This window comes from Agathobacter sp. (genome assembly GCF_977054825.1).
The window spans coordinates 13,049-34,387 of record NZ_CDRTEH010000019.1; the positions used below are offsets into that span (position 1 = coordinate 13,049).

Below are 21,339 nucleotides of genomic sequence, written 5' to 3' on the forward strand. Positions count from 1 at the left end.
TAATTTGATAATACAATATCATTTATGCTGTGTCAATACTTTTCTCAAAAAAAGTTACCGGTTACTTTTTTGTTGATATTTTGGAAATTGCGCTGTATACTGTTTATAAACATTTGTAATATAAGTAATTTTTATAAGGAGACATCCCATGGGAAAAAAACAGGTTACATTTGCAGATATTGCGGAATATACACACTTTTCAAAAACAACGATTTCAAGATATTTCAATCATCCAGACTCTCTGACACTGGAAAATCAGGAAAAGATTTCCCGTGCGCTTGATGAGCTCGGCTATAAAAAGAATAAGCTCGCAAAGGTTCTCGCAAACGGTAAGAGCGAGTTTGTCGGAATAATAGTGCCAAACCTTTACCTGCACTACTACTCTGAGATGCTCACTCAGCTTTTAGCCACCTACACTGACTATCACTATAAGTTTCTCATCTTTATGAGTGACAAGGGGGCGGCTGAGGAAGAAAACTACATTGATGAACTTTTAGCTTATCAGATAGAGGGTCTTATCGTGCTAAGTCACACTCTCTCATCTGAAAAGCTTGCTTCATACCACATTCCAATTGTCGCAATCGAGCGAGAATCCATGCATATAAGCAGTGTCACCTCCGACAACTATATGGGTGCGCTTCAGGCCACATCTCTTTTAATACGTGACAAATGTGATATCCTCATCCATATCAATGTTGATGTGCCAAAGTATGTCCCGGCATACGACAGAATCCGTGCATTTGAGGACACCTGTATCGAGCACAATATTCCCTATGAGCTCAGCCTGAACGTATCCGGTGATTCGTACAACGATTTATTTTCTCAGATGAAGGTGATTTTTAACAATATAGATGAAAAATATCCTGATAAAAAGAAAGGGGTATTCCTGGCAAACGACACATATGCCAACATGTTTTTGAACCTTGTCATACAAAAATACGGCTGCCTGCCGGACAGCTATGAGATAGTCGGCTTCGACAATTCACCAATTGCCAACGAAGCCATAATTCCAATCACCACCATCGGCCAGCAGATAGATGTAATCGCAAAAACTGCCATGGATTTGCTCGTCAAGCAGATGGAAAACCGCAAGCAAAGAAAGCCTGAGCCCGATTTGGCGCCAACGCACAAAAAGATAACGCCTGTGCTGATCCGCAGGGAGACAACCAGCTAGTACATCGTTTATGCGACATGTACCAGCCTGATTTTCTCCTGTTGCGTCCTGATATTCCCTGCTGCTCATACCGCCCCAGGAGGTTTTATCCGCTGAGAAAACCTCATTTGTGATTTTACTGTACCTTCTTCCTCATGCGCATCTCCCACACATAGTAGGTCACAATAAGCAGTATTCCTGTTGTAAGCCAGGCTGCCGGATCTGCAAAGCACACACCGCCGTAACCAAATGGCTTTGACAGAGCAAGTATTGCAATCCATCTCGACACAAGCTCCATCACACCGCTAAGCATAGGCACAAGACCCTTGTTAAGCCCCTGCAGGCCGTTTCTGTATGCAAAAATCCATGCCAGCGGAAGCATGAATACGCTCGCGATTTTCAGATATTTCATAGCATAGTCAATGTCAGTTGCCGTAGGCGATGTGATAAACCAGCCTATCATGTGCGGTCCGACAAAGCAGTTAATCGCTGCCGCTAAAACTGCGCAGCCTATGCATATGAAAAAGCATGACTTCATACCCTTAAATATCCTGTCGTATCTGCCTGCGCCGAGATTTTGTCCGCAGTAAGTCGCAGCGGCTGTTCCAAGGGTCGGCATGGTCTGTGTCGCGATATTATTGACCTTGGATGCGGCGGTAAACGCAGCTACCACCTGCGAACCGAATACATTGACCGCAGCCTGGAAAATCATCGTTCCGATAGCAGTGATTGAATAGTTGAGTGCCATCTGCAGACCGATTGAAAGCATGTGCCAGATTCCGTTCCAGTCCATGTAATAATCCTCGCGGCCGGTGCGCAGCAAATCATACTTCTTAAACATCACGATAAATGACAAAACTGCAGCAATTCCCTGCGAGATAACTGTCGCATAAGCAGCGCCTGCCGTGCCGGCCTTCACCACTACGATAAAGAATATATCCAGCACAATATTCAATACAGATGAAAAAATCAAAAAGTACAGCGGTGTCTTGCTGTCTCCGATGCTTCGCAAAAGACCGGAAGCCACATTGTAGGACATGGTGCAGAAAATTCCCGCAAAAATGACCTTTATGTACGCATCAGCCATGACAAGTATATCATCAGGCGTATTCAGCCAGATAAGAAGCTGTCTCGACGCAAGCACCGTAGGAATTGTGAGCACCACTGAGACAATAACTGTAAGAATTATAGCCAGTGCCACATAATGCTTCAAAAGCTTTTCGTTTTTCGCACCAAACGCATGGCTTGCCATAACTCCAAAGCCCTGTGCTATTCCGTTTGCAAAGCCAAGCACCAGAAACATGATACAGCCCGTCGAACCAACCGCCGCAAGCGCCTTCGAGCCCAGATACTGCCCCACGATAATCGTGTCCACCATATTGTAGAACTGCTGAAACAGGTTTCCCATCAGAACAGGAATCGAGAACAGCAGTATAATTTTCATTGGATTGCCTTTGGTCATGTCAGTCTTCATGTGTAAATATCCTCCCCAAAATTCAATTCATAATACATTAAAAAAATGTGTGAACAAGCTCTTTTTCAAAGCCTCGTTCACACATTATATACACATGTTTTCCAGTATTCAAGTACTATTTTTAAAATTTATAACTTAATTTTTGTGTTACTTAAATAACTCTTTCTTCCTCACACGATAATTCACATATCTCTTTATCAGGTAGTACACGACACCCCATGTCGGTACTCCGATGAACAGCCCCACTACTCCAAATAATCCATTTCCAAGGAAGATTGCAAATACCACCCAGAAAGGTGAAAGTCCTGTGGACTCACCGAGTATCTTTGGTCCGATAATATTGCCGTCCACCTGCTGTAAAATAATGATAAATATCAAAAATATCACACCCTTTGACGGGCTGTCGAGCATGATGAGTATGGTGCTTGGTATGGCTCCGATGTACGGTCCAAAGAACGGTATTACATTGGTCACTCCGATTATCACGCTCACGAGCGCTACATACGGCATGCGCAGTATCAGGCAGCACACGAAGCAGATAGCCCCGATGATGAGTGAATCAATGATTTTGCCACTGATAAAGCCACCGAATATCTTGTCGCTCTCCTTCAAGATGCTTGAAAGCACCTGTATATGGTGCTCAGGCAGAAATGCGCTTACAAGCTTTTTAATCTGGCGCTTGAAGGTATCCTTGCTGAGCAGGACATAGATGGCAACGATGAATGCAACAAGGCAGTTTACCGCTGTACCAAAGATTCCCATAATACCATTTATCACAAAGGTAACCTGTCCGAGCATATTGTCCTTTACCCATTCAGTAAAATAGCTTATGCCGTTATTGTACAGCTCAGTGATTATTTCCTTTGCCTTGTCATTGTTTTTGGCAAGCTCCGTGATTTTTTTCACAAGGTCCTGTATCTGATCCGGTAAAAGACTGACCGCATTTGTGATATTGCTTACAAGCTGTGGCACCACCATCATTATGAGCACTACAATAATGGCTATTATTATGGCCAGACTTATAAGTATTGACAACCCTCTCATAGAAGGTCTCTTTCCACACTTCTTTTCTATGGCTTTGCCAAGCGAATTGCTTAGCTTTCTGTCATAAAACTCTACCATCGGATTTATGAGATACGCCAGCACAATCCCCATGATAATTGGCATAAGTATGTTTATTATTCTCACTATCTGTGCCATTATTGCATCAAATTTAAATAGCACAAAAACTAGCAGGATTGCTCCTGCTAGTGCTAAAAACTGTGAAAACCCTTTGGCCCATGCGGCCTTTATGGTATGCTTCATCTTATTATTCACTTCCATGCGCGGTTCCTCCTCGTTTATTGTGAGATTACAATAAACATTATATAGTCTTTAATCAATTCGGGCAACACTCTTGCCCTCTGTCAGCTCAAATGGTATTATCTCATGACATGAGCCTTTATGCAAATCTATCATGTTAAAAAGAAGCTCCACGCTGCGTGCCGCCATATCCTTGTGCGGCTGTCTGATAGATACAATCTTGGGATTGTAGTACTCTGCAAGTGTCGAACCATCAAAGCCTGTGATAGATATATCTTCCGGCACCCTGAGTCCCTTGTCAAGTATTGCCCTTATGGCACCGATTGCCATGACATCGGAAATCGCATAGACTGCGGTGATTTCTATATTCTTTTCCAAAAGCTTTTTCATCGCACAATATGCGCTGTCATATGAGAATCGCGCTCTCTCATAGTAACGCTCATCAGGTGTGATGCCATGCTTTTTTAAGCTGTTCAGATATCCGTTATGTCGCAGAATAGCTGTCTGTGAAAGCTCCAGATTGGCTCCAATCTCCGCTATCTTTGTATGTCCATGCTCGATAAGATAGTCGACGATTGTTTCCCCTGCTTTCTCATCATCAATGGAAACAGATGACAGCTCCTCCATGCTCCAGTTTTCTGCTGATGTGGTCACGATAACACACGGTACCTTAAATGAAGATGTATCCTCCGAGAAATCCTCCCTGCTGCCTCCGAGGAATATGATGCCAAGCGGCTTTCGCTCCCTGCATATGCGGTCTGTCACACTGCTTAGATTACTTTCCTCATCCAGATATGTGATGCTCAAAGAGTAGTCTGTTCTGTCTATTATCGACTGTATTTCCTCGACTATGTTTGCAAACAGCATATTCGAGGTACCCTTTACCAGCAGATAAATATTTCTGGAAATGGTCTGCTTGAGCCTCTTTGCATTGGTATTTGGCACAAAGTTGTGTGCCTCAACTATTTTCATTATGGTTTCTTTTGCTGCAGGAGAAACATCCTGCCTGTTATTTAAAACTCGGGATACAGTTGTTACTGAGTATCCCGATTCTTTTGCTATATCTACAATTGTCATTGTTTTCCCCGTCCGGACAGCGATACGTCCTTTTACATTATATCCATGTGATATAATTTATTTCATTCATTATATCATGTATCCACAACTATAAAACCTGCTAATTTAGCTTAAGCCCCACATGTTTTCTTAATAAGTGTGGGGCTTAAATAACATAAACTATATCCTCTTGTAAGCTATATTAACCCTTTACAGCTCCTGCGAGCACACCCTCTATAATGTACTTCTGACATACAATATAGAAGATAACAATTGGCAGAATTGCAAGTACGAGCATGGCCATCATTGCACCCCAGTCAATCATACCGTGGCTCTGCTTTAAGTACTGGATAGCAATTGGTATTGTCTTGTACTGGTTGATGTTTAAAACCAGTGATGGAAGAAGGTAGTCATTCCATACCCACATGGCCTCAAGTATTGCTACTGTTACTGCTGTAGGACGAAGTATTGGAAATACAACCCTGAAATACATCTGTAATGGTGTACAGCCATCAATCATGGCAGCCTCTTCAATCTCTAATGAAATGCTCTTTACAAAGCCTGTAAACATAAACACCGCAAGTCCTGCTCCAAAGCCCAGATATACTATGATGATACCGACCGGGTTTGATAAATGAAGCATATTTGCAAATTTTGATAATGTGAACATTACCATCTGGAATGGTACAATCATAGAGAAAAGGCAAAGTGTATACATAAGCTTTGTTCCCTTAGTCTTTACACGAACTATGTACCATGCACACATTGAGCAGCAGAGTACAATAAGTATTACTGAGCCGACTGTGATGAAAAGTGAATTTCCAAAGCAGTCCCAGAAATGTGTCATTCTAAGACCATTCTTGTAGTTTAATGTGCCACAGAAAAGCCTTGACATACCATCCTTAAAGGCTTCAAAACCCTCAGTGATAGATACTGTGCTGATTCCAAACGGATGCTTGAATATGTAGGCTTTTCTCTTAAATGAATTGAGTAACACCATAAAGATTGGTGAAATCCAAAGTATTGATAAAACAGCGAATAATAATGTGATTATCCAGCCGTGCTTGGCCTGTCTTACGGCACTGACTTCCTGCGCTTTTTTCTGTTTTGCCATTAGTCCTGTACCTCCTTGCTTGTAGTGATCTTATTCTGTGCAAGTGCGATAATTGCAACAAGTATAAAGAATATAACAGCCTTTGCCTGACCTACGCCCTGCCATCCTGTTGTTCCATACATGGTGTTGTAGATATTTAAGGCAAGCAGCTCTGACATCTTTCCCGGATTACCGCCTGTAAGAGCTAAGTTCTGGTCGAACAGCTTGAAGCCGTTTGTAAGTGTCAGGAATGTACAGATTGTGATTGTAGGCATAAGCATTGGAAGAATAACGCTCTTTAAGAGCTGCCATCTGTTGGCTCCATCAATCTTTGCTGCCTCAATAAGCTCACCCGGTATATTCTGAATACCTGCGATGTAGATAATCATCATATATCCAATCTGCTGCCAGCATACTACTGCGATAAGTCCCCAGAATGCTGACCACTCTGAGCTTACGATTGTCTTTGAATAGTTCTGCAGGATAGAGTTAAAAATCATCAGCCATACATATGAAAGTACGATTCCACCGATCAGGTTTGGAAGGAAGAATACTGTACGGAAAAGATTTGTTCCTCTGATTCCTTTTGTAAGCGCCATTGCTATTGCAAATGATACGATATTGATAATCAGTACCGAAACTACTGTAAATAGTGCTGTGTACCAGATTGAATGAATAAAGGTTGTATCCACAGTGCCGTTTACAACAAAAATCCTTGTGTAATTTTTAAATCCCACCCATTTCCAGTCTGTAACTGTGGAGAATTTACAAAATGAAAGGAAGATACCATATACGAATGGTACAATAAATCCTATTGTAAATGCTGCCATTGTCGGTAAAGCGAAGATCCAAAATTTTTTTCTAATCGACTTTTCCATAACAAATATACCTTTCTTAAAAAAATATGGGGTGAGTGACTGCCACTCACCCCACTTTTACTACTTTTTACTAACTTTTAGAGAATTTTACTGCTCGTTCTGAAGATCCCAGTAATAAGCCCATTTCTCTGAGAATGCCTTTGCAACGTCATCCCATGAACCATTACGCTCTGTGTACTCTGTGAGTGGAGCGAGGAAATCAGCTCTCCAGTCATCTACTGAAGGTGTTGCGTTGAATGACCATGCTACTGATGTCTTGCCGTTCTTTACAAGCTCTGATGCTACATTAGCAAAAGCGTTCTTTGACTCATAGTCACCTGTGAATGTATCGAATGGAGCTGAAAGACCCATTTTATTAACGATTGCGTCACGTCCGTCATCACTTGTGATTACCCAGTTGAGGAATTCAAGTGTTGCATCAATATCCTTCTGATCTGCCTTAGCGTTTACTGTCCAGTGGTTCTCTGTACCAACTGCAAGTCCCTCGTTCTCGTCATCTACACCGAAGTAGATAGGCATCATTGAAAGGTCTGACTGCTTAACTGTGTATCCGTTCTCGTTGTCATCTGCGAAGTTAGCGTACTCCCAGTCACCATTCTGGTAGAATACAGCCTCTTCCATACCAAGCTCTGACTCAGCATTTAAGCTTCCTGAATCAAGTGTAGCCTTGTCTGCTGCTGATGTATTTGTGTACATATCCCAAACTCTCTTGAAGTTGTCCATGTACTTACCTGTAACTTCCTTCTGTCCTGCTGTGAGGTCACATCCTGCATCCTTGAACTCATAGTAGAGTGCGAGACCTGCGAGATGTCCTGTGAATCTCCAGTTAGATCCGCTGTCAAGTCCTGCTGAAGCAAATGCCTCTGTAAGATGTAAGTCACAAGCTTTGTTGATATCATCTACATGCTCGTTGATATCAGTTGCAACCTTCTCTAATGTATCAAGATCCTTGATATCATCTACTGACTTGATAACTGCTCCTGAGTAGTTGCTGCAGTATTTCTCAAGAATTGCCTTGTTGTAGATGATTCCGTAGCACTCATAGCAGTTAGCTACTGATGCAACCTTGCCATTGTACTCAAGTGCAAGTGACTTATCTGTAAGGTGCTTGTAAATCTCGCTGTCCTTTAAGTCATATATGTATTTGTCATACTCTGCGCAGTCTGCTGTGCTTCCGATATTGAAGATTGTTGGAGCATCCTTCTTAGCAAGCTCAGACTTAAGTGTTGTCTTGTACTGTCCATCAGCTGCTGTTACTACTGTAACCTGTACGCCTGTCTCATCTGTGTACTTCTCTGCAAGATCCTGCCATGCCTGATCTGTCTCCGGCTTGAAGTTTAACATGTAAACTGAGCCATCGCCGCCCTTTGCAGATGAGCCTTTCTCTGTTCCGTCTCCGCTTCCTGATCCACATCCGGCAAGCATTGTTGCTACCATTGAAGAAGCGAGTAATACTGTTACTAATTTCTTTTTCATTTTAAACCCTCCTAAAAGATTTAATATTAAAATTGTCTTTGCAAACATTATTGGTTGTTTTCGGTAATGTTTGCGGTAACGTTTTCACAAGAATTATTATAGACAGTTTCATGTAGTTTCGCAAGAGGATTTTGTCTTTTCTGTATATATTAATAAAAACACCAGGTATTTTTTGGCATTTTTTCACAAAGAATTGCAAAAAAATAAGTATTCTCACACTGGCGTTTGGTCATTTTAGTTATTTTCGGCTATCCGTTTTGTGTAAAAATACTTTTGTTATTTTTATTCATTTCATCTATCAGAGCCTGCTTTTGTGCGCGCTTGAGCTGTTTTATATGATACTCCCTGCTCATTGCCTCCTCTTTCGTGGCAAAGTGCTCGAAATAGACCAGCTCCACAGGTCTGCGTGTCTTTGTATATTTGGCACCTTTCCCGGAGTTATGCGCTTTTATTCGCTTTTTCAGGTCATTTGTCCAGCCGGTGTAAAGTGTGCCGTCAGCACACCTTACGATATATGTATAGTTTTCATCCATGTCTGTTTTATCCATCTCAGTAATCAATGCTGCAGCTTATAGCACGACCATGTGGTATCAGGCCTGTTTCTCAATAGTCGCGCCATGACCCGAGCCCGACATAAGCGTAAACTCTGCTCTGTCGACTACCCTGCAGCTGCCACGACTGTCTGTCTTTACGCTGTACAGTATCTCATCTGCCACATGTAAGAAATCCCACACTCTGTTTTCTTCCTTAGGTACATCACAATACATACCCTGTGTGATTGTGACAATGGGCAGCATCTTTGAATACCGGTGTGGCACAGCCAGCTCCATAACCTTGCAGCGAAGCTCCTCCACGTACTCCTTAGCCTCTTCCTTTGAGATATTCTCGTACATGACTACAAACTCATCCCCGCCATATCTGGCACAAAAGCCTCCATGTGCTTCTGCAACCTCGCTGATACAGTCTGCAATGGCAATCAGGCATTTGTCGCCCTCCTGATGCCCGTAATTATCATTGTACTCCTTGAAATAATCCACATCCATTATCTCCAGAGCAAAGCTGTGCCCGCATTTAAGAGCATGCATAAACAGCTCATCCGCCTGTATATTGAGCTTTCGCCTGTTTGCCATGCCTGTAAGCGGATCTGTCTCAGACTGCGCCGCAAGACGCTTATTCTCCTTCTCCATTCTTTTCTTGGCACGATTTACCTTCTCGAAATTCGCCCTAAGCTCTATGACCTCTTTAATCATAGCCCTGGACTCGAGCTCCTTTCGCTCTGAAAGCTCATAGTACAGTCCCGCAGCCTGCAGATACTCTGCACTCATGTGGTGTGTTCTGTAAAATCTGATTTTAAGGCCTAAAAGTCTCATCTGCATGCTTGTAACCTTAAGATTGCTTATCATCGGCTCCATAAGATCCATCAGATGCCAGAACTCATCACTCTTTTCACTCTCAAAAAGCACCTCAAGGTATACAAAGAAATCCTCTATCAGATCCATAAAAAGCATATCCTGCGTGATTACACTGTCAATGCGCCTGATACACTCGTCACGTTTTTCTGTCTGACCGCTTTTATGCATGTAAAAGGTTTTACTGATGAGCATTCCAAGCCTGTCTATTGCATCCGCATAAGGCAGATGCTCCCTATCCACAATCTCGAGCATCTCATCTATTCCGGTAAAGTCATTCTCCAGTACCTTGCAGTTTATCATGTTCTCATAAAGAGATATCATCCTGGTGTGATATGAAGGCTCTTTGGGTGCGGATGCTATGTATTCCATGGCTTTTTTAAAGTATTCCATGGCCTCCTCATATCTGCCCACCTCGATATTCAAGGCTCCGCAGTTGACATTTATGATACCCTGCTCCTCTAAAAGCCCATACTTCTTGCAGTACATCAGCCCATCCAGATAATAATCATACGCTACCGGCTGATTGCCTCTGCTTGAGGTGATGATACCAAGTATATTGCATGCGCGCGCCAGCATGCTCCAGCTCTGTGCCTTCTCCAGATGCTCTATCGCCCTGACCACGATATCAAAGATGTTATCGTAGTCATTCAGGCAATAAAGTGTCATGGCAAGATGATAGTAGCCGAAGCCTAAAAGCTTTGAATCTGAGGTCTTTTCTCCGTACTCTATCAGCTCATGACAATATCTGATGGTCATCTCGGCATCCTTTCTGTAGTTGTCAAGAATGCCCTTTGTCCAGTTTTTCACACTCTCATTGTATTCATTAAACTCCACTATTTCACCTCTATTTATCTCCGAAATAATCCATCGGATTGACCGGTTTTCCATCCTGTTCCATAGCAAAATACACATTGGTGCCCTCTACAGTATAGTATCTGGTCACCTTTCCAACTGCTCCAAGTGTTTCTCCTGCCTCAAGCACATCGCCCTCACTGCAGGTTAGATTTGCAAGCTGTCCGTAAGTAGCCGTATAGCCGTCTCCTAAATCCTGCACTACTGTGCAGCCTGTCTCTGCGCTGTCATATATGTCTATTATCCTGCCCTCTGTAACCGAACATACCGCATCACCCTCGTTTGCACGTATTACCATGCCTCGATTATACTGATACTGGTCGAGTGTCGGGAAATACACCGTCTTGTCCATGGAAAACGGCAATAGTACATCTCCCTTAACAGGCCAGCAGGTCACATTTTCAGGGACAAAATGCAGCTGTTTTTCCGCAGGCTGCTGATTATTGCTCTGATTTACGTTTTCGTCCTGCCCTGTCTTAGTCTCCGTGTCTTCTTTTTGTGTCTGTTTCTGTGGTGTCTTCTTCTCTGTAGGCTCTACTATAGACGAAGTCTGTGAAATTTCTGTGGGCAGCTCCTCTTTTCCGTGATTCTGTGTTGAATATACCGCTGCAAATCCTATGGCTCCGGCCACGAGACATGCCGCTGCTGCAATTTGTTGTTTTTTCATAGGACATTACCTCCATCATCTGAATTGTTCTGATGATAGTATGTCCCTCTCACACGGATTTATTCATGCTTTTCTATTTTGCGGCACCAATTATATTTGATAATTGTGCAAACTGTGAAAGGCTTAGAGCCTCACCACGCACATTTACAGGAACTCCGAGAGCCTCGATGCTCTGCTGTATCTGCTCCTTGGTCAGTCCCATACCACCGAAATTGTTGAGTCCGTTGGCAAGAGTTTTCCTGCGCTGGTTGAAAGATGCCCTGATGATTTTGAACATGAGCTTTTCATCAGCTACGTCAACCACCGGCTTTTCGTATCGCTTGAGCGATATAACCGAGCTTCCTACCTTTGGCTGTGGCATGAAACAGCTTGGCGGTACATTGACCACTATCTCAGGGTGCGAATAATACTGCACCGCAAGTGACAGGGCTCCGTAATCCTTCTTGCCCGGGCCTGCCTGCATACGGTCTGCGACCTCCTTCTGCACCATGATTGTAATGCTGTCTATCGGCACATGACTCTCGAACAGCCCCATAATGATAGGTGTAGTGATGTAATATGGCAGGTTTGCAACAACCTTTATCGGCTTACCATTATTATATTCTTCTGCCAGAGCGTTTATGTCTACCTTCAGTATATCATCGTTTATGACCTTTACATTATCATATCCGCTTAATGTGTCCTTCAGTATGGGTATCAGATTGTTGTCTATCTCAACTGCGATTACCTGGCGTGCCGACTCGCACAGATACTGTGTCATCGTGCCTATTCCCGGGCCTATCTCAAGTATCATATCGTCCTTTGTGATGCCGGCCGAGTCTATGATTTCCTCCAGAATGCCTGTATCAATAAGGAAGTTCTGTCCGAATTTCTTTTGAAAATTGAAATTGTATTTCTGCAGAACCTCGATCGTGTTCTTAGGATTTCCCAAATATGCCATGGTATGCGCTCCTTGTGTTATTTGTCTGATGCGACAGTCCAACTGCTGTCAATATATTTTATAATATCACATAAAATGCCCTTATTTCAATTGTATTTGTGAATTTTCGCTCTTTTGCCAAAAGCCCGGGATGAAAGCCGGAAACCGCTGCCCTGCCATGGGGCACGTACACTCCCGCGTGAGCTACGCTTCGCAGTTAAGATTCTGTACGGATTATGTCTAAAGATTTTCTATGCTTGACGAAACCGGCTTTTATGCACCGTCCATGGCGCATAACGCCTTGCCCAGCCGTCCATGGCTGGGCATTTCTGCGTATTTAAGCATAATCCTACAGTATCTAAACAGCTTCGCTATTCGCTCTAGCGGGAGTATACGTGTCCCTATAACCGGGCGGCGGTTCGCGGCTTTCGTCCCTCACGCTGTGGCTCAATCCCGGAAATTGACACGTTTAAAGAGTTCAAATGCGTTTGCGCGCGTTACGCGCTCTACCTCATCCGGCGTAGTTCCCTTGATTTCTGCTATTTTTTTTATCACATATGGAATGTTTGACGAATCATTCCTCGTGCCTCGATGTGGCTCCGGTGCCATATATGGGCAGTCTGTCTCAAGTAGGATTCTCTCAAGCGGAAGCTCTGAAACTGTCTGGACCAGCTTCTTTGCATTCTTGAAGGTTACGACACCTCCCACTCCGATATAATAGCCCAGCTTTACATACTCTCGAGCCATCTCAGGTGAATATGAATAGCAGTGTATCACACCACGGATATCCTTTTTTGCTGCAGCTGTCATGATTTCCATGGTATCCTGCGCTGCATCGCGCGAATGTATGATAACCGGCAGAGCTGCTTCTGCAGCAAGCTCAAGCTGGCGCTTAAACCAGTAGCGCTGGTTTTCCTGCACCTTTGACTCCTTATCCCAGTAATAGTCCAGTCCGATTTCCCCGACTGCAACAGTTTTTTCCCAGGCAGTCTGTTCCTTAAGCCAAGCAAAGGTTTCCTCGTTTAAATCAGCTATATCGCTTGGATGCACTCCAACCGCCGCATATATAAAGTCATATTTCTTTGCAAGCTCCATTGTAGTCATGGTAGAACCAATAGAAGCCCCGACATTTATTATCGGGGCAACTCCTTTTTCATGGACGCGTTTTATTGTTTCATCACGGTCGTCCTTAAATCTTTCATCATCATAATGGGCATGTGTTTCAAATATCATTAATTACTGTGTCCTTCCTCCGCCCAAAGCTTATCGGCACAAGGCTTCCATGCCTGCGCATATTCCTTGCACTTGTTGCACAGATGCTCTGCGCTCTCAGGCGACTGCAAATCTGTTGATTTTGCGCCGGTTTCCTTTACGAGCCTCTGTAAAATCTCAGGATTTTCGAGCATCGGACAAGGTCTGTAGTGATTCTCATTAAACGGCTGGTTATCATGGTATGCCATGAAAAGCGGCTGCTTTAAAATCTCAAGCATGCTGTGTGTACGGATGTTGGCTCCTGAATAGTGTATGAATACACATGGCTCAGCATCACCGTTGGCATTGATATGGAAGTAGTTTCTTCCGCCTGCGATACAGCCTCCGACAAACTCGCCGTCGTTCTGGAAATCCATTGTGAAAATTCCCTTGCCAGTTGTCATGTTTCTGATTTCACGGACGCGGTCCTTGATGTAAAGTCTCTGCTTCGGATTCGGTAAAAGCTCCAGTGATGCATCGTTTCCGACAGGCATATAATGGAAATAAAGCGCATAGCGGCAGCCCTTTTCCACAATCATATCGATAAACTCATCGCTGGTAACTGTCTCATAGTTCTTTGAAGTGTAACATATTGATGTACCAAACACAAGTCCGTTTTCCTTAAGCAAATCCATCGCATGCATAACCTTTGCAAATACACCGGTGCCTCGTCTTAGGTCGTTTACCTCTGAAAAGCCCTCAAGACTTATTGCCAGGTACAAATTTCCGATACGCTTTAAGTCTGCACAGAAGGCCTCATCCACAAGTGTGCCGTTTGTGAATGCCAGAAATGCACAGTCATTGTGCTTCTCACAGAGCTTAACAAGGTCTGCTTTTCTGACGAGAGGCTCACCGCCTGTGAACATATACAGATATACACCAAGCTCCTTGCCCTGTGTTACGACCTTATCCATCTCATCAAAGGTAAGGTTCAGCTTGTGGCCGTACTCTGCTGCCCAGCAGCCTGTACAGTGCAGATTGCAGGCGCTTGTCGGATCCATAAGGATGAGCCATGGCACATTGCAGCCATACTTTTCACGATTTTTGCGGATGGTTTTTGTGCCGTAAACAAAAGCCTCAAAGCCCAGATTGAGTGCGATTGTCTTTAACACATGAGGATCTATCTCATTGATAAGACGGTGCATGTATTTGTTGAGTGTACTGTCCTTATCGCAGATCATCTTACGTGCACTGTCATAGTTTAAATCAATCTTCTCATCGCCCATGAATTTCTGCCACATGTCGATGAGCTTTACAACCTCTGTCTCCGGGTCCTTGCAAAGTCCTTTTACAATGTTGTCACATATTTTTGATGCAGCAAGTCTCGCTGCCTGATGTCCTAAATTTCCCACTTTGTATTCCTCCTTATTGTTTCAACGGTATTTCTGACGACAAATAAATTTAGTATTCCGTCAAGACTCAAATTCAGTCCTATTAGTCTGACTATCATGCCTGCGGTCTCGAATGGTGTCACCAGAAGCAGTATGCCCACAAATGCCACTACAAACGACATCACGAGTATGAGCCACCATCTCTCGATGCCAAAGTGCTTTGCTTCCACTGCGGTCTGTATCTTTAAGGCTCCGTCCACCAGCATAAAAATGCCTATCGCTGTGGACAATATCTCTATAATATACTCAGATTTCTCTATAATTATGATTCCAAGCACTATTGAAACTATACCCAGCGCAAGGTCAAACTGAAACGCAAGCTGAAATAAATCCTTTGCAAAATATCCGGACAGCTTTGTCACTCCGTATACTATGAGAAACACTCCATACACCACGCACAGAGTCTTAAGTCCAAGCTGTGGCGCAAATAACAAAGCTGCCCCCAATACAATCAGGCATATTGTCATGACAGTGTATGCATTTTTCACACGTACCAATGTATGCATAAAGTATCTCCCTCCTTTTTGTCTGCTATTCTAATCCACCACAACCGGTTTTAAAACGGACAAAAAAATAAGAGTGTCTGAAATTCAGACACTCTGTCAAATCTGTTCGAATTATTTTGTCATGCAATATACGCCTGCCTACAGGCAGCACTCAATCATATCATAAATTGTGGCCTCGAAGGAGTCACCGATTCTCTTAACAATATCTTTGTTGTACTCTCTTTTGTTTACGCATCCGCTTTTTTCATCTGACAGTCCAAAACACTTTTCCGTAATGTTGGTCTCAGGCAGGCTGCTCATCATACTGCCTTTCTCAATCCACTTTATTGTGCTGCCAACGATTCCGTTGCTGTAAAATGCCGTGATAAATGCAATGTCACTATCATCCAGACTGTAGCCCTCTGCCTTTTCCAGCACAAAGCGGCGCACCACCTGTGTGACCACGGCATCCAGATATGTCCTTAATACCCTGCCGTTTTCCGATGCATAAATGTGCCTTATCGCCTCGCTGTTATTAAGAATAAGGGCAGCGGCTCTGGCATATGCATCATGAAATGTCACGCCCTCCTTTGCCTCATCCATCACGAGCCTTACCTCGTCTTCAAATATTGTCTCAAGCACATCATATATGTCTTTGAAATAATAGTAGAATGTGTTTCTGTTTATCTCACACTGCTCGCATATATCCTTGACTGTAATCCTGTCAAGCGGTTTGTTTTTCAGTATATGTAAAAAAGTCTGCATTATGGCTTTTCTGGTAAATGTTGCCATGTGTATATCTCCTGCTGTGCGTATTATACATAAACCATACTCTCAACCGCCATTATATTACGATTGTTATATTTTTGTCAAACTTTGTCGTCCTGTAGCATCAAATAATATTTACTCTATGTGGAATAACCCGACACCGCAGCATCAGACCTGTATCTAAACATAACCGTTAAAATCCAAAGTCCGCATAATCCTGTGGCAGAAATCTATGGTAAATGATATGGCAGCCCTCATCATGGAAGCAGTAGTAATATGTGTCATCCGAGTCATTTAAGAAGCGGATATAGCAGTCAAACTCACCGTTTTGCATTTCCTTTTTCTCGATGTCGTCCGAGTATTTGTAAAACAGCTCTGTTATCTGCTCCATGGTACAGCCATGCGTGCCGACAAGCGCTATCAGCTCGCTGATAAATTCATTGTCGGCAGTGTTTTCATGCACATACTCACTGCCCTCAGGTGGTATCTCTATGCAGAAGCGCTCATTTTTTGCAGTAACCTTTATCTCGCCTATACTATCCGTAAGCTGCTTTGGCAGGTTGTTTGGATCAAGAATTTCAAGCATCTGCTGCTCTGAAATCACACCGGCTGCAATTTTATTGTCAGCTCCTGCACACTCAAAGAAATGTCTGAGCGTGGAAAGAGGATAATACAGTCTGACTATTTCCTTCCTGTAGCCAAGCTTCGACTGCTGCTCCTTTACAATATCAATAAGGCTCTTCGCCAGACGAGAGTAACCGGTGGCACTATAATCGCCGCTGTTATTATCGCTATAGCTGCCTTTAAAATCACCACTATAATTCACTTTGTCGTCAAAATCACTTGTTTTCGTCATACAGATAGCTTCTCTTTCTCCCGGCTTTAAAAACTTTTTCTAAGGCATGCTCACCTTATCGAGTATTCCTGTCAGGTGTGCTATAGCCACGCCATAGTTTGTCATAGGCACATGCTGTGTGCGTGCCCTGTCTATCCTTGATAATACATATTTTCTGTTAAACATGCAAGCACCGCACTGGATAATGAGGTCATACTGAGAAAGATTATCAGGGAAGTCCGTACCGCTTGTAATATCCACGATAAGCTCCTCTCCGACACGCTTTCTAAGCAGTCTCGGAAGCTTCACCCTGCCTATATCCTCTGCTAGAGGCGCATGTGTGCAGCACTCTGCTATGAGCACTCTTGAGGATGGCTTTAAGGCATCAATTGCCCTCGCACTCTCTACATAGTATGGCAGATCTCCCTTGTAGGCTGCAAAAAGCACCGAAAATGATGTGAGCATGCTCTCCGCCGGCTTGTGCTCGTACACATAGCCAAACACCTGTGAATCTGTCACAATGAGCTTTGGCGCACGTGATAATGCCGCGAGCGCTTCTATCATTTTGTCAGTCGTCGTGCTCATCACAAGGCATTTTCTATCGAGTAATTCCCTGAGTGTCTGCACCTGTGGCAGTATGAGCCTGCCCTTTGGTGCCTGAATATCCTGCGGCATGACAAGAAGCACCAGATCAGTCTCAGAAACAAGGTCTCCGAGTATAAATTCCTGGCCGAAATCCTCCGGCAAAAGGCGTGTGAGTGCAGAGATGACAGCATCCATTCCCTTGCCCTTTAACGCGCTGACTGCGACAACCTCAAGGCTATTGTCTGCATTTTTGCCCATCACAGCACTGTTTTCCTCATAAACCCAGCACTTTGCAGCCTCTATTGCAGCATTGTCAAGCTTTCCCCTGCTCTTTTCCTGTGCCTCAGTGGAAAGCAAAATCTCGTCTATCTTGTTTAAGGCAAATACAACCGGAGTATGTTTTTTTGCAAAAAGCAGACTCCACTCTGCCTCATCCTTAAAAGCCTTTTTAAACGGAACTCCCGCCTTCTTCGCAGCAATGACCTCTGCAATATCAAGCACTACAACCGCTATATCGGTCTTCTCTGCCGCCAGATGAGTCTTTTCCACACGTCTTTCGCCAAGCTCACTGTCATCATCAAAGCCCGCCGTATCAATAATCACGCACGGTCCGAGAGGATGAATCTCCATCGGCTTGTACACAGGGTCGGTTGTCGTACCTGCCACATCGGCCACAATGGAAACCTCCTGCTTTGTAACCGCGTTGATCAGTGATGACTTACCACTGTTTGTCTTTCCGTATATCCCTATATGAAGTCTGTTGGCAGAAGGTGTCTCATTCAAATTTCCCATATGTATCCTCCCCTAGAAACGGAAATCACGCTTTCCGTCTGCAATATCATGTATATGCTCATAGCAGGTCTGCTTAACCTTTGGATTGGTAATCTTTTCGATTTCCCTGTCGATGAGCTTCATTCCAAGCTCTCTTGTCTGCGGGCTTGCGTAGTCCTCAAGGTACTCCTTCAGTGTCATGAGTGCGTTCGGATGACAGCAGTTAAGTATCTGCATGCTCTTGCACAGCGCCATAAAACGGTCTCCTGTTCTGCCCTCTCTGTAACAGGCTGTACAGAAGGAAGGGATGTAGTCCATCTTCATAAGCCAGTTTACCACCTCATCGAGCGTTCTCTGGTCGCTGACGTCAAACTGCTCTGATGTTGCCTCTGCATTTTTCTCAGCCTCAGGGTCTGCATAACCTCCAACACTTGTCTTTGATGCGCCGCTGATCTGTGAAACACCGAGTGGCAGAACCTTTTCGCGGACAGCCTGGCTCTCACGGGTTGAGATTATCATTCCTGTGTATGGCACTGAAATACGGATAAGTGCACAGATTTTGGCAAAGGTATCATCGCTTATGCCATTGTCGAATACATCCGGGTCGATGTCGTCTGCATGCTTTATACGCGGTACGCTGATGGTATGAGGTCCTACACCGTGAACTGCCTCAAGATGCTCTGCATGCATCAAAAGTCCGGCAAACTCGTACTTGTACTTGTCCAGTCCGAAAAGCACACCAAGTCCCACATCATCGATGCCACCCTCCATGGCGCGGTCCATGGCCTCTGTGTGATATGCGTAGTCATGCTTTGGTCCTGTCGGGTGAAGCTGCTCATAGCTTTCCTTGTGATATGTCTCCTGGAAAAGTATGTAGGTTCCGATTCCTGCCTCCTTGAGCTTTCTGTAATTCTCCACTGTGGTGGCAGCGATATTTACATTTACACGACGGATAGCTCCGTTTTTGTGCTTGATGCTGTAGATTGTGTTGATACACTCGAGAATATACTCAATCGGATTGTTTACAGGGTCCTCTCCTGCCTCGATTGCAAGACGCTTGTGTCCCATATCCTGAAGAGCTGTGACCTCCTTTACGATTTCCTCCTGAGTGAGCTTCTTTCTCACAATATGCTTATTTTTCATGTGATATGGACAGTAAACACAGCCATTCACACAGTAGTTTGACAGATAAAGCGGTGCGAAAAGCACGATTCTGTTTCCGTAGAAGTCCTTCTTTATCTGCTGAGCCAGCTTGTAAACCTCGTCGAGCTTCTCCGGAATCTCACAGGCTAAAAGCACTGATGCCTCTCTGTGTGTGAGTCCTTTTTTGAGCTTTGCCTTCTCTATAATCTCATCGATGAGCCCTATATTATTTTTGTTTGCCTCTGCGTATTCGAGAGTCTCTTTGATTTCCTCGTCTGAGATGAATTCCTCAGCCTTTAATGATTTTACGTTGTACATTTTTATCTCCTTCTATATCCTAGTGTTGTTTTATATTTATTAATTGTAACTATCAATCACAAATCTGCGTAGTCTCCGCGCGACACCACCACCTGATAGCCTATGCTCTTCATCCGGTTTTCCATACAGTAGCGGCACTCTGCTGCCTCATCTCCCGTGCAGATTTTGTTGTCGTAGAGCTTGTATTTGTCGCGCACATTGACCGGTGAGAGGTTTGGCATCACGACATTGGCGCCCGACTGTATGCCCTTTTCCCTGCCGAGCGGATGGATTGTGCCAAGCGCTGTCGTGGCAGGAAGCAGCACCTTGGGATGTATAAGCCTGATGATTGAAAGCAGGCGAAGCGTCTCATCCATGGTGCCGGACATCTCATTTGCAAACGGTGTATCCTTCTGCGATATGAAAGGTCCGATTCCAACCATGTGAGGCTCAAGCTCCTTTATAAACTGCAAATCCTCGTACAAGGTCTCCACTGTCTGTCCCGGCGAGCCGACCATGAAGCCGCAGCCCACCTGGTAGCCTATATCTTTTAAATCCCACAGGCACTGCTTTCTGTTTGCAAGTGACATCTCTGCCGGATGAAGCCTCCTGTAGTGTTTTTCATCCGCAGTCTCATGACGCAGCAGATATCTGTCTGCCCCGGCATCAAAGTAGCTCTGATAGCTCTCCCTTGACTTTTCACCGATAGAGAGCGTAACTGCGCAGTCAGGATACCTTGCCTTAATCCCGGACACTATCTCACAGATGCGCTCATCCGTGTAGTACGGATCCTCACCGCCCTGCAGCACAAAAGTGCGAAAGCCAAGCTCATAGCCGCTCTCGCAGCATGCCATAATCTGCTCCGTGCTCAGGCGATAACGGTCCGCGTGAGTATTGCTGTGCCTTATACCGCAGTAGAGGCAGTCATTTTTGCAGTAGTTGGTGAACTCTATCAGCCCTCGTATAAAAACCTGATTGCCATAATTCTCATGGGCTTTCTCTGCTGCACTCTTTCTCAGGTAATCAACCGCCTGCATATCATCTGTCTCAAGCAGCATATGCAGCTGCTCCAACGTGATATTCCGGCAGGCCGTAATTTCATCTATTATTTTTATTATTGCTTTATTGTCGGTCATGCTTTCTCCTGTAGTCCGGTCTGCTTTATTTATTAGAGTAAACGGTCTTCACTCCTATGCCATCCAGCCTGCCAATCCTGCCGGACAGCGCACTGATAATATCCTGCGGTGCGTCAATTGCCACGCTGATGATATTCACGTTCTTTTTTTCATAAGGGATGCCCATGCGTCCCACAATGAAGCTGCCGTACTCATGCAGCAGATGGTTGAGCTGCTCAACAGAATCCGGATTTTCAACTATGATGCCGATCAGGGCTATTCTTGTTTCCATGTGTTACTCCTAATATCTACTTGTATTTAATGTGAACAAAGCCCCTTTGTTCACTAAAAGAAGGGTGCACTTCGCCGGAAGTACACCCTTAATCTCAAAATGTTCTTCCTCCTCATACGTGAAG

At 44.2% G+C, this 21,339-nt stretch carries 20 protein-coding genes; 1 reads left to right on the forward strand and 19 read right to left on the reverse strand.

Annotated elements, in window-relative coordinates:
• Positions 1 to 148 precede the first annotated feature (148 nt).
• Complete coding sequence (locus tag ACW6PM_RS11720; protein ID WP_308499934.1) at positions 149 to 1,174, forward strand: LacI family DNA-binding transcriptional regulator; 1,026 nt, start codon at positions 149 to 151, stop codon at positions 1,172 to 1,174.
• A gap of 115 nt (positions 1,175 to 1,289) precedes the next feature.
• Here ACW6PM_RS11720 and ACW6PM_RS11725 read toward each other — a convergent pair whose 3' ends face one another.
• From ACW6PM_RS11725 to ACW6PM_RS11815, 19 genes are all read right to left on the reverse strand, one after another.
• A complete protein-coding gene (locus ACW6PM_RS11725; RefSeq protein ID WP_456057274.1) occupies positions 1,290 to 2,627 on the reverse strand; it encodes an MATE family efflux transporter in 1,338 nt (445 codons plus the stop codon).
• 147 nt (positions 2,628 to 2,774) lie between these two features.
• Entirely contained in the window at positions 2,775 to 3,950 is a 1,176-nt protein-coding gene (locus tag ACW6PM_RS11730; RefSeq protein WP_456057275.1) for an AI-2E family transporter, read from the reverse strand.
• A gap of 51 nt (positions 3,951 to 4,001) precedes the next feature.
• Positions 4,002 to 5,006 carry a LacI family DNA-binding transcriptional regulator gene (locus ACW6PM_RS11735; protein ID WP_456057276.1) on the reverse strand — a complete coding sequence of 335 codons (1,005 nt, stop codon included), beginning with the start codon at positions 5,004 to 5,006 and terminating at the stop codon, positions 4,002 to 4,004.
• Between the two features lie 181 nt (positions 5,007 to 5,187).
• On the reverse strand, positions 5,188 to 6,099 hold the full coding sequence (locus tag ACW6PM_RS11740; RefSeq protein WP_456057277.1) for a carbohydrate ABC transporter permease: 912 nt from the start codon (positions 6,097 to 6,099) through the stop codon (positions 5,188 to 5,190).
• Positions 6,099 to 6,956: a carbohydrate ABC transporter permease gene (locus tag ACW6PM_RS11745; RefSeq protein WP_055060906.1), complete on the reverse strand. Its 858-nt coding sequence runs from the start codon at positions 6,954 to 6,956 to the stop codon at positions 6,099 to 6,101. The genes ACW6PM_RS11740 and ACW6PM_RS11745 overlap by 1 nt, the downstream gene beginning before the upstream one ends.
• A gap of 87 nt (positions 6,957 to 7,043) precedes the next feature.
• Positions 7,044 to 8,432, reverse strand: coding sequence for an ABC transporter substrate-binding protein (locus ACW6PM_RS11750; RefSeq protein ID WP_418688968.1), 1,389 nt, complete (start codon positions 8,430 to 8,432; stop codon positions 7,044 to 7,046).
• A 248-nt stretch (positions 8,433 to 8,680) separates the two neighbouring features.
• Complete coding sequence (locus ACW6PM_RS11755; RefSeq protein ID WP_456057278.1) at positions 8,681 to 8,980, reverse strand: GIY-YIG nuclease family protein; 300 nt, start codon at positions 8,978 to 8,980, stop codon at positions 8,681 to 8,683.
• A gap of 42 nt (positions 8,981 to 9,022) precedes the next feature.
• On the reverse strand, positions 9,023 to 10,678 hold the full coding sequence (locus ACW6PM_RS11760; RefSeq protein WP_456057279.1) for a diguanylate cyclase domain-containing protein: 1,656 nt from the start codon (positions 10,676 to 10,678) through the stop codon (positions 9,023 to 9,025).
• Positions 10,679 to 10,688: 10 nt separating this feature from the next.
• Positions 10,689 to 11,363, reverse strand: a complete 675-nt coding sequence (locus ACW6PM_RS11765; protein WP_308668830.1) for a M23 family metallopeptidase — start codon at positions 11,361 to 11,363, stop codon at positions 10,689 to 10,691.
• Between the two features lie 73 nt (positions 11,364 to 11,436).
• Complete coding sequence (gene rsmA, locus ACW6PM_RS11770; RefSeq protein ID WP_308651081.1) at positions 11,437 to 12,303, reverse strand: 16S rRNA (adenine(1518)-N(6)/adenine(1519)-N(6))-dimethyltransferase RsmA; 867 nt, start codon at positions 12,301 to 12,303, stop codon at positions 11,437 to 11,439.
• A 426-nt stretch (positions 12,304 to 12,729) separates the two neighbouring features.
• Positions 12,730 to 13,515: a TatD family hydrolase gene (locus ACW6PM_RS11775; protein ID WP_456057280.1), complete on the reverse strand. Its 786-nt coding sequence runs from the start codon at positions 13,513 to 13,515 to the stop codon at positions 12,730 to 12,732.
• Positions 13,515 to 14,885, reverse strand: coding sequence for a radical SAM protein (locus ACW6PM_RS11780; RefSeq protein ID WP_308668833.1), 1,371 nt, complete (start codon positions 14,883 to 14,885; stop codon positions 13,515 to 13,517). The genes ACW6PM_RS11775 and ACW6PM_RS11780 overlap by 1 nt, the downstream gene beginning before the upstream one ends.
• On the reverse strand, positions 14,873 to 15,430 hold the full coding sequence (locus tag ACW6PM_RS11785; protein ID WP_456057281.1) for an HdeD family acid-resistance protein: 558 nt from the start codon (positions 15,428 to 15,430) through the stop codon (positions 14,873 to 14,875). The genes ACW6PM_RS11780 and ACW6PM_RS11785 overlap by 13 nt, the downstream gene beginning before the upstream one ends.
• A 138-nt stretch (positions 15,431 to 15,568) precedes the next feature.
• The gene (locus ACW6PM_RS11790) at positions 15,569 to 16,201 is read right to left on the reverse strand and encodes a TetR/AcrR family transcriptional regulator (RefSeq protein WP_456057282.1); all 633 of its coding nucleotides are present in this window, start codon (positions 16,199 to 16,201) and stop codon (positions 15,569 to 15,571) included.
• Positions 16,202 to 16,370: 169 nt separating this feature from the next.
• Positions 16,371 to 17,033 carry a DUF3877 family protein gene (locus tag ACW6PM_RS11795; protein WP_456057283.1) on the reverse strand — a complete coding sequence of 221 codons (663 nt, stop codon included), beginning with the start codon at positions 17,031 to 17,033 and terminating at the stop codon, positions 16,371 to 16,373.
• Between the two features lie 39 nt (positions 17,034 to 17,072).
• Positions 17,073 to 18,389 (reverse strand): [FeFe] hydrogenase H-cluster maturation GTPase HydF, encoded by a 1,317-nt coding sequence (gene hydF / locus ACW6PM_RS11800; protein WP_456057284.1) that lies wholly within the window; start codon positions 18,387 to 18,389, stop codon positions 17,073 to 17,075.
• Positions 18,390 to 18,401: 12 nt separating this feature from the next.
• Positions 18,402 to 19,829, reverse strand: coding sequence for a [FeFe] hydrogenase H-cluster radical SAM maturase HydG (gene hydG, locus ACW6PM_RS11805; protein WP_456057285.1), 1,428 nt, complete (start codon positions 19,827 to 19,829; stop codon positions 18,402 to 18,404).
• Between the two features lie 56 nt (positions 19,830 to 19,885).
• Positions 19,886 to 20,944: a [FeFe] hydrogenase H-cluster radical SAM maturase HydE gene (gene hydE, locus ACW6PM_RS11810; RefSeq protein ID WP_456057286.1), complete on the reverse strand. Its 1,059-nt coding sequence runs from the start codon at positions 20,942 to 20,944 to the stop codon at positions 19,886 to 19,888.
• 25 nt (positions 20,945 to 20,969) lie between these two features.
• A complete protein-coding gene (locus ACW6PM_RS11815) occupies positions 20,970 to 21,215 on the reverse strand; it encodes a TM1266 family iron-only hydrogenase system putative regulator (RefSeq protein ID WP_012741158.1) in 246 nt (81 codons plus the stop codon).
• Between the last annotated feature and the right edge of the window lie 124 nt (positions 21,216 to 21,339).

Excerpts from the sequence above, each read along its gene's own strand:
- hydE (WP_456057286.1), bottom strand. The coding sequence starts at position 20,944 with ATGACCGACAATAAAGCAATAATAAAAATAATAGATGAAATTACGGCC.
- ACW6PM_RS11785 (WP_456057281.1), bottom strand. The coding sequence starts at position 15,430 with ATGCATACATTGGTACGTGTGAAAAATGCATACACTGTCATGACAATA.
- ACW6PM_RS11750 (WP_418688968.1), bottom strand. The coding sequence starts at position 8,432 with ATGAAAAAGAAATTAGTAACAGTATTACTCGCTTCTTCAATGGTAGCA.
- hydF (WP_456057284.1), bottom strand. The coding sequence starts at position 18,389 with ATGGGAAATTTGAATGAGACACCTTCTGCCAACAGACTTCATATAGGG.
- hydG (WP_456057285.1), bottom strand. The coding sequence starts at position 19,829 with ATGTACAACGTAAAATCATTAAAGGCTGAGGAATTCATCTCAGACGAG.
- ACW6PM_RS11765 (WP_308668830.1), bottom strand. The coding sequence starts at position 11,363 with ATGAAAAAACAACAAATTGCAGCAGCGGCATGTCTCGTGGCCGGAGCC.
- ACW6PM_RS11730 (WP_456057275.1), bottom strand. The coding sequence starts at position 3,950 with ATGGAAGTGAATAATAAGATGAAGCATACCATAAAGGCCGCATGGGCC.
- ACW6PM_RS11790 (WP_456057282.1), bottom strand. The coding sequence starts at position 16,201 with ATGGCAACATTTACCAGAAAAGCCATAATGCAGACTTTTTTACATATA.
- ACW6PM_RS11740 (WP_456057277.1), bottom strand. The coding sequence starts at position 6,099 with ATGGCAAAACAGAAAAAAGCGCAGGAAGTCAGTGCCGTAAGACAGGCC.
- ACW6PM_RS11735 (WP_456057276.1), bottom strand. The coding sequence starts at position 5,006 with ATGACAATTGTAGATATAGCAAAAGAATCGGGATACTCAGTAACAACT.
- ACW6PM_RS11745 (WP_055060906.1), bottom strand. The coding sequence starts at position 6,956 with ATGGAAAAGTCGATTAGAAAAAAATTTTGGATCTTCGCTTTACCGACA.
- ACW6PM_RS11815 (WP_012741158.1), bottom strand. The coding sequence starts at position 21,215 with ATGGAAACAAGAATAGCCCTGATCGGCATCATAGTTGAAAATCCGGAT.
- ACW6PM_RS11720 (WP_308499934.1), top strand. The coding sequence starts at position 149 with ATGGGAAAAAAACAGGTTACATTTGCAGATATTGCGGAATATACACAC.
- ACW6PM_RS11775 (WP_456057280.1), bottom strand. The coding sequence starts at position 13,515 with ATGATATTTGAAACACATGCCCATTATGATGATGAAAGATTTAAGGAC.
- rsmA (WP_308651081.1), bottom strand. The coding sequence starts at position 12,303 with ATGGCATATTTGGGAAATCCTAAGAACACGATCGAGGTTCTGCAGAAA.
- ACW6PM_RS11725 (WP_456057274.1), bottom strand. The coding sequence starts at position 2,627 with ATGAAGACTGACATGACCAAAGGCAATCCAATGAAAATTATACTGCTG.
- ACW6PM_RS11755 (WP_456057278.1), bottom strand. The coding sequence starts at position 8,980 with ATGGATAAAACAGACATGGATGAAAACTATACATATATCGTAAGGTGT.
- ACW6PM_RS11795 (WP_456057283.1), bottom strand. The coding sequence starts at position 17,033 with ATGACGAAAACAAGTGATTTTGACGACAAAGTGAATTATAGTGGTGAT.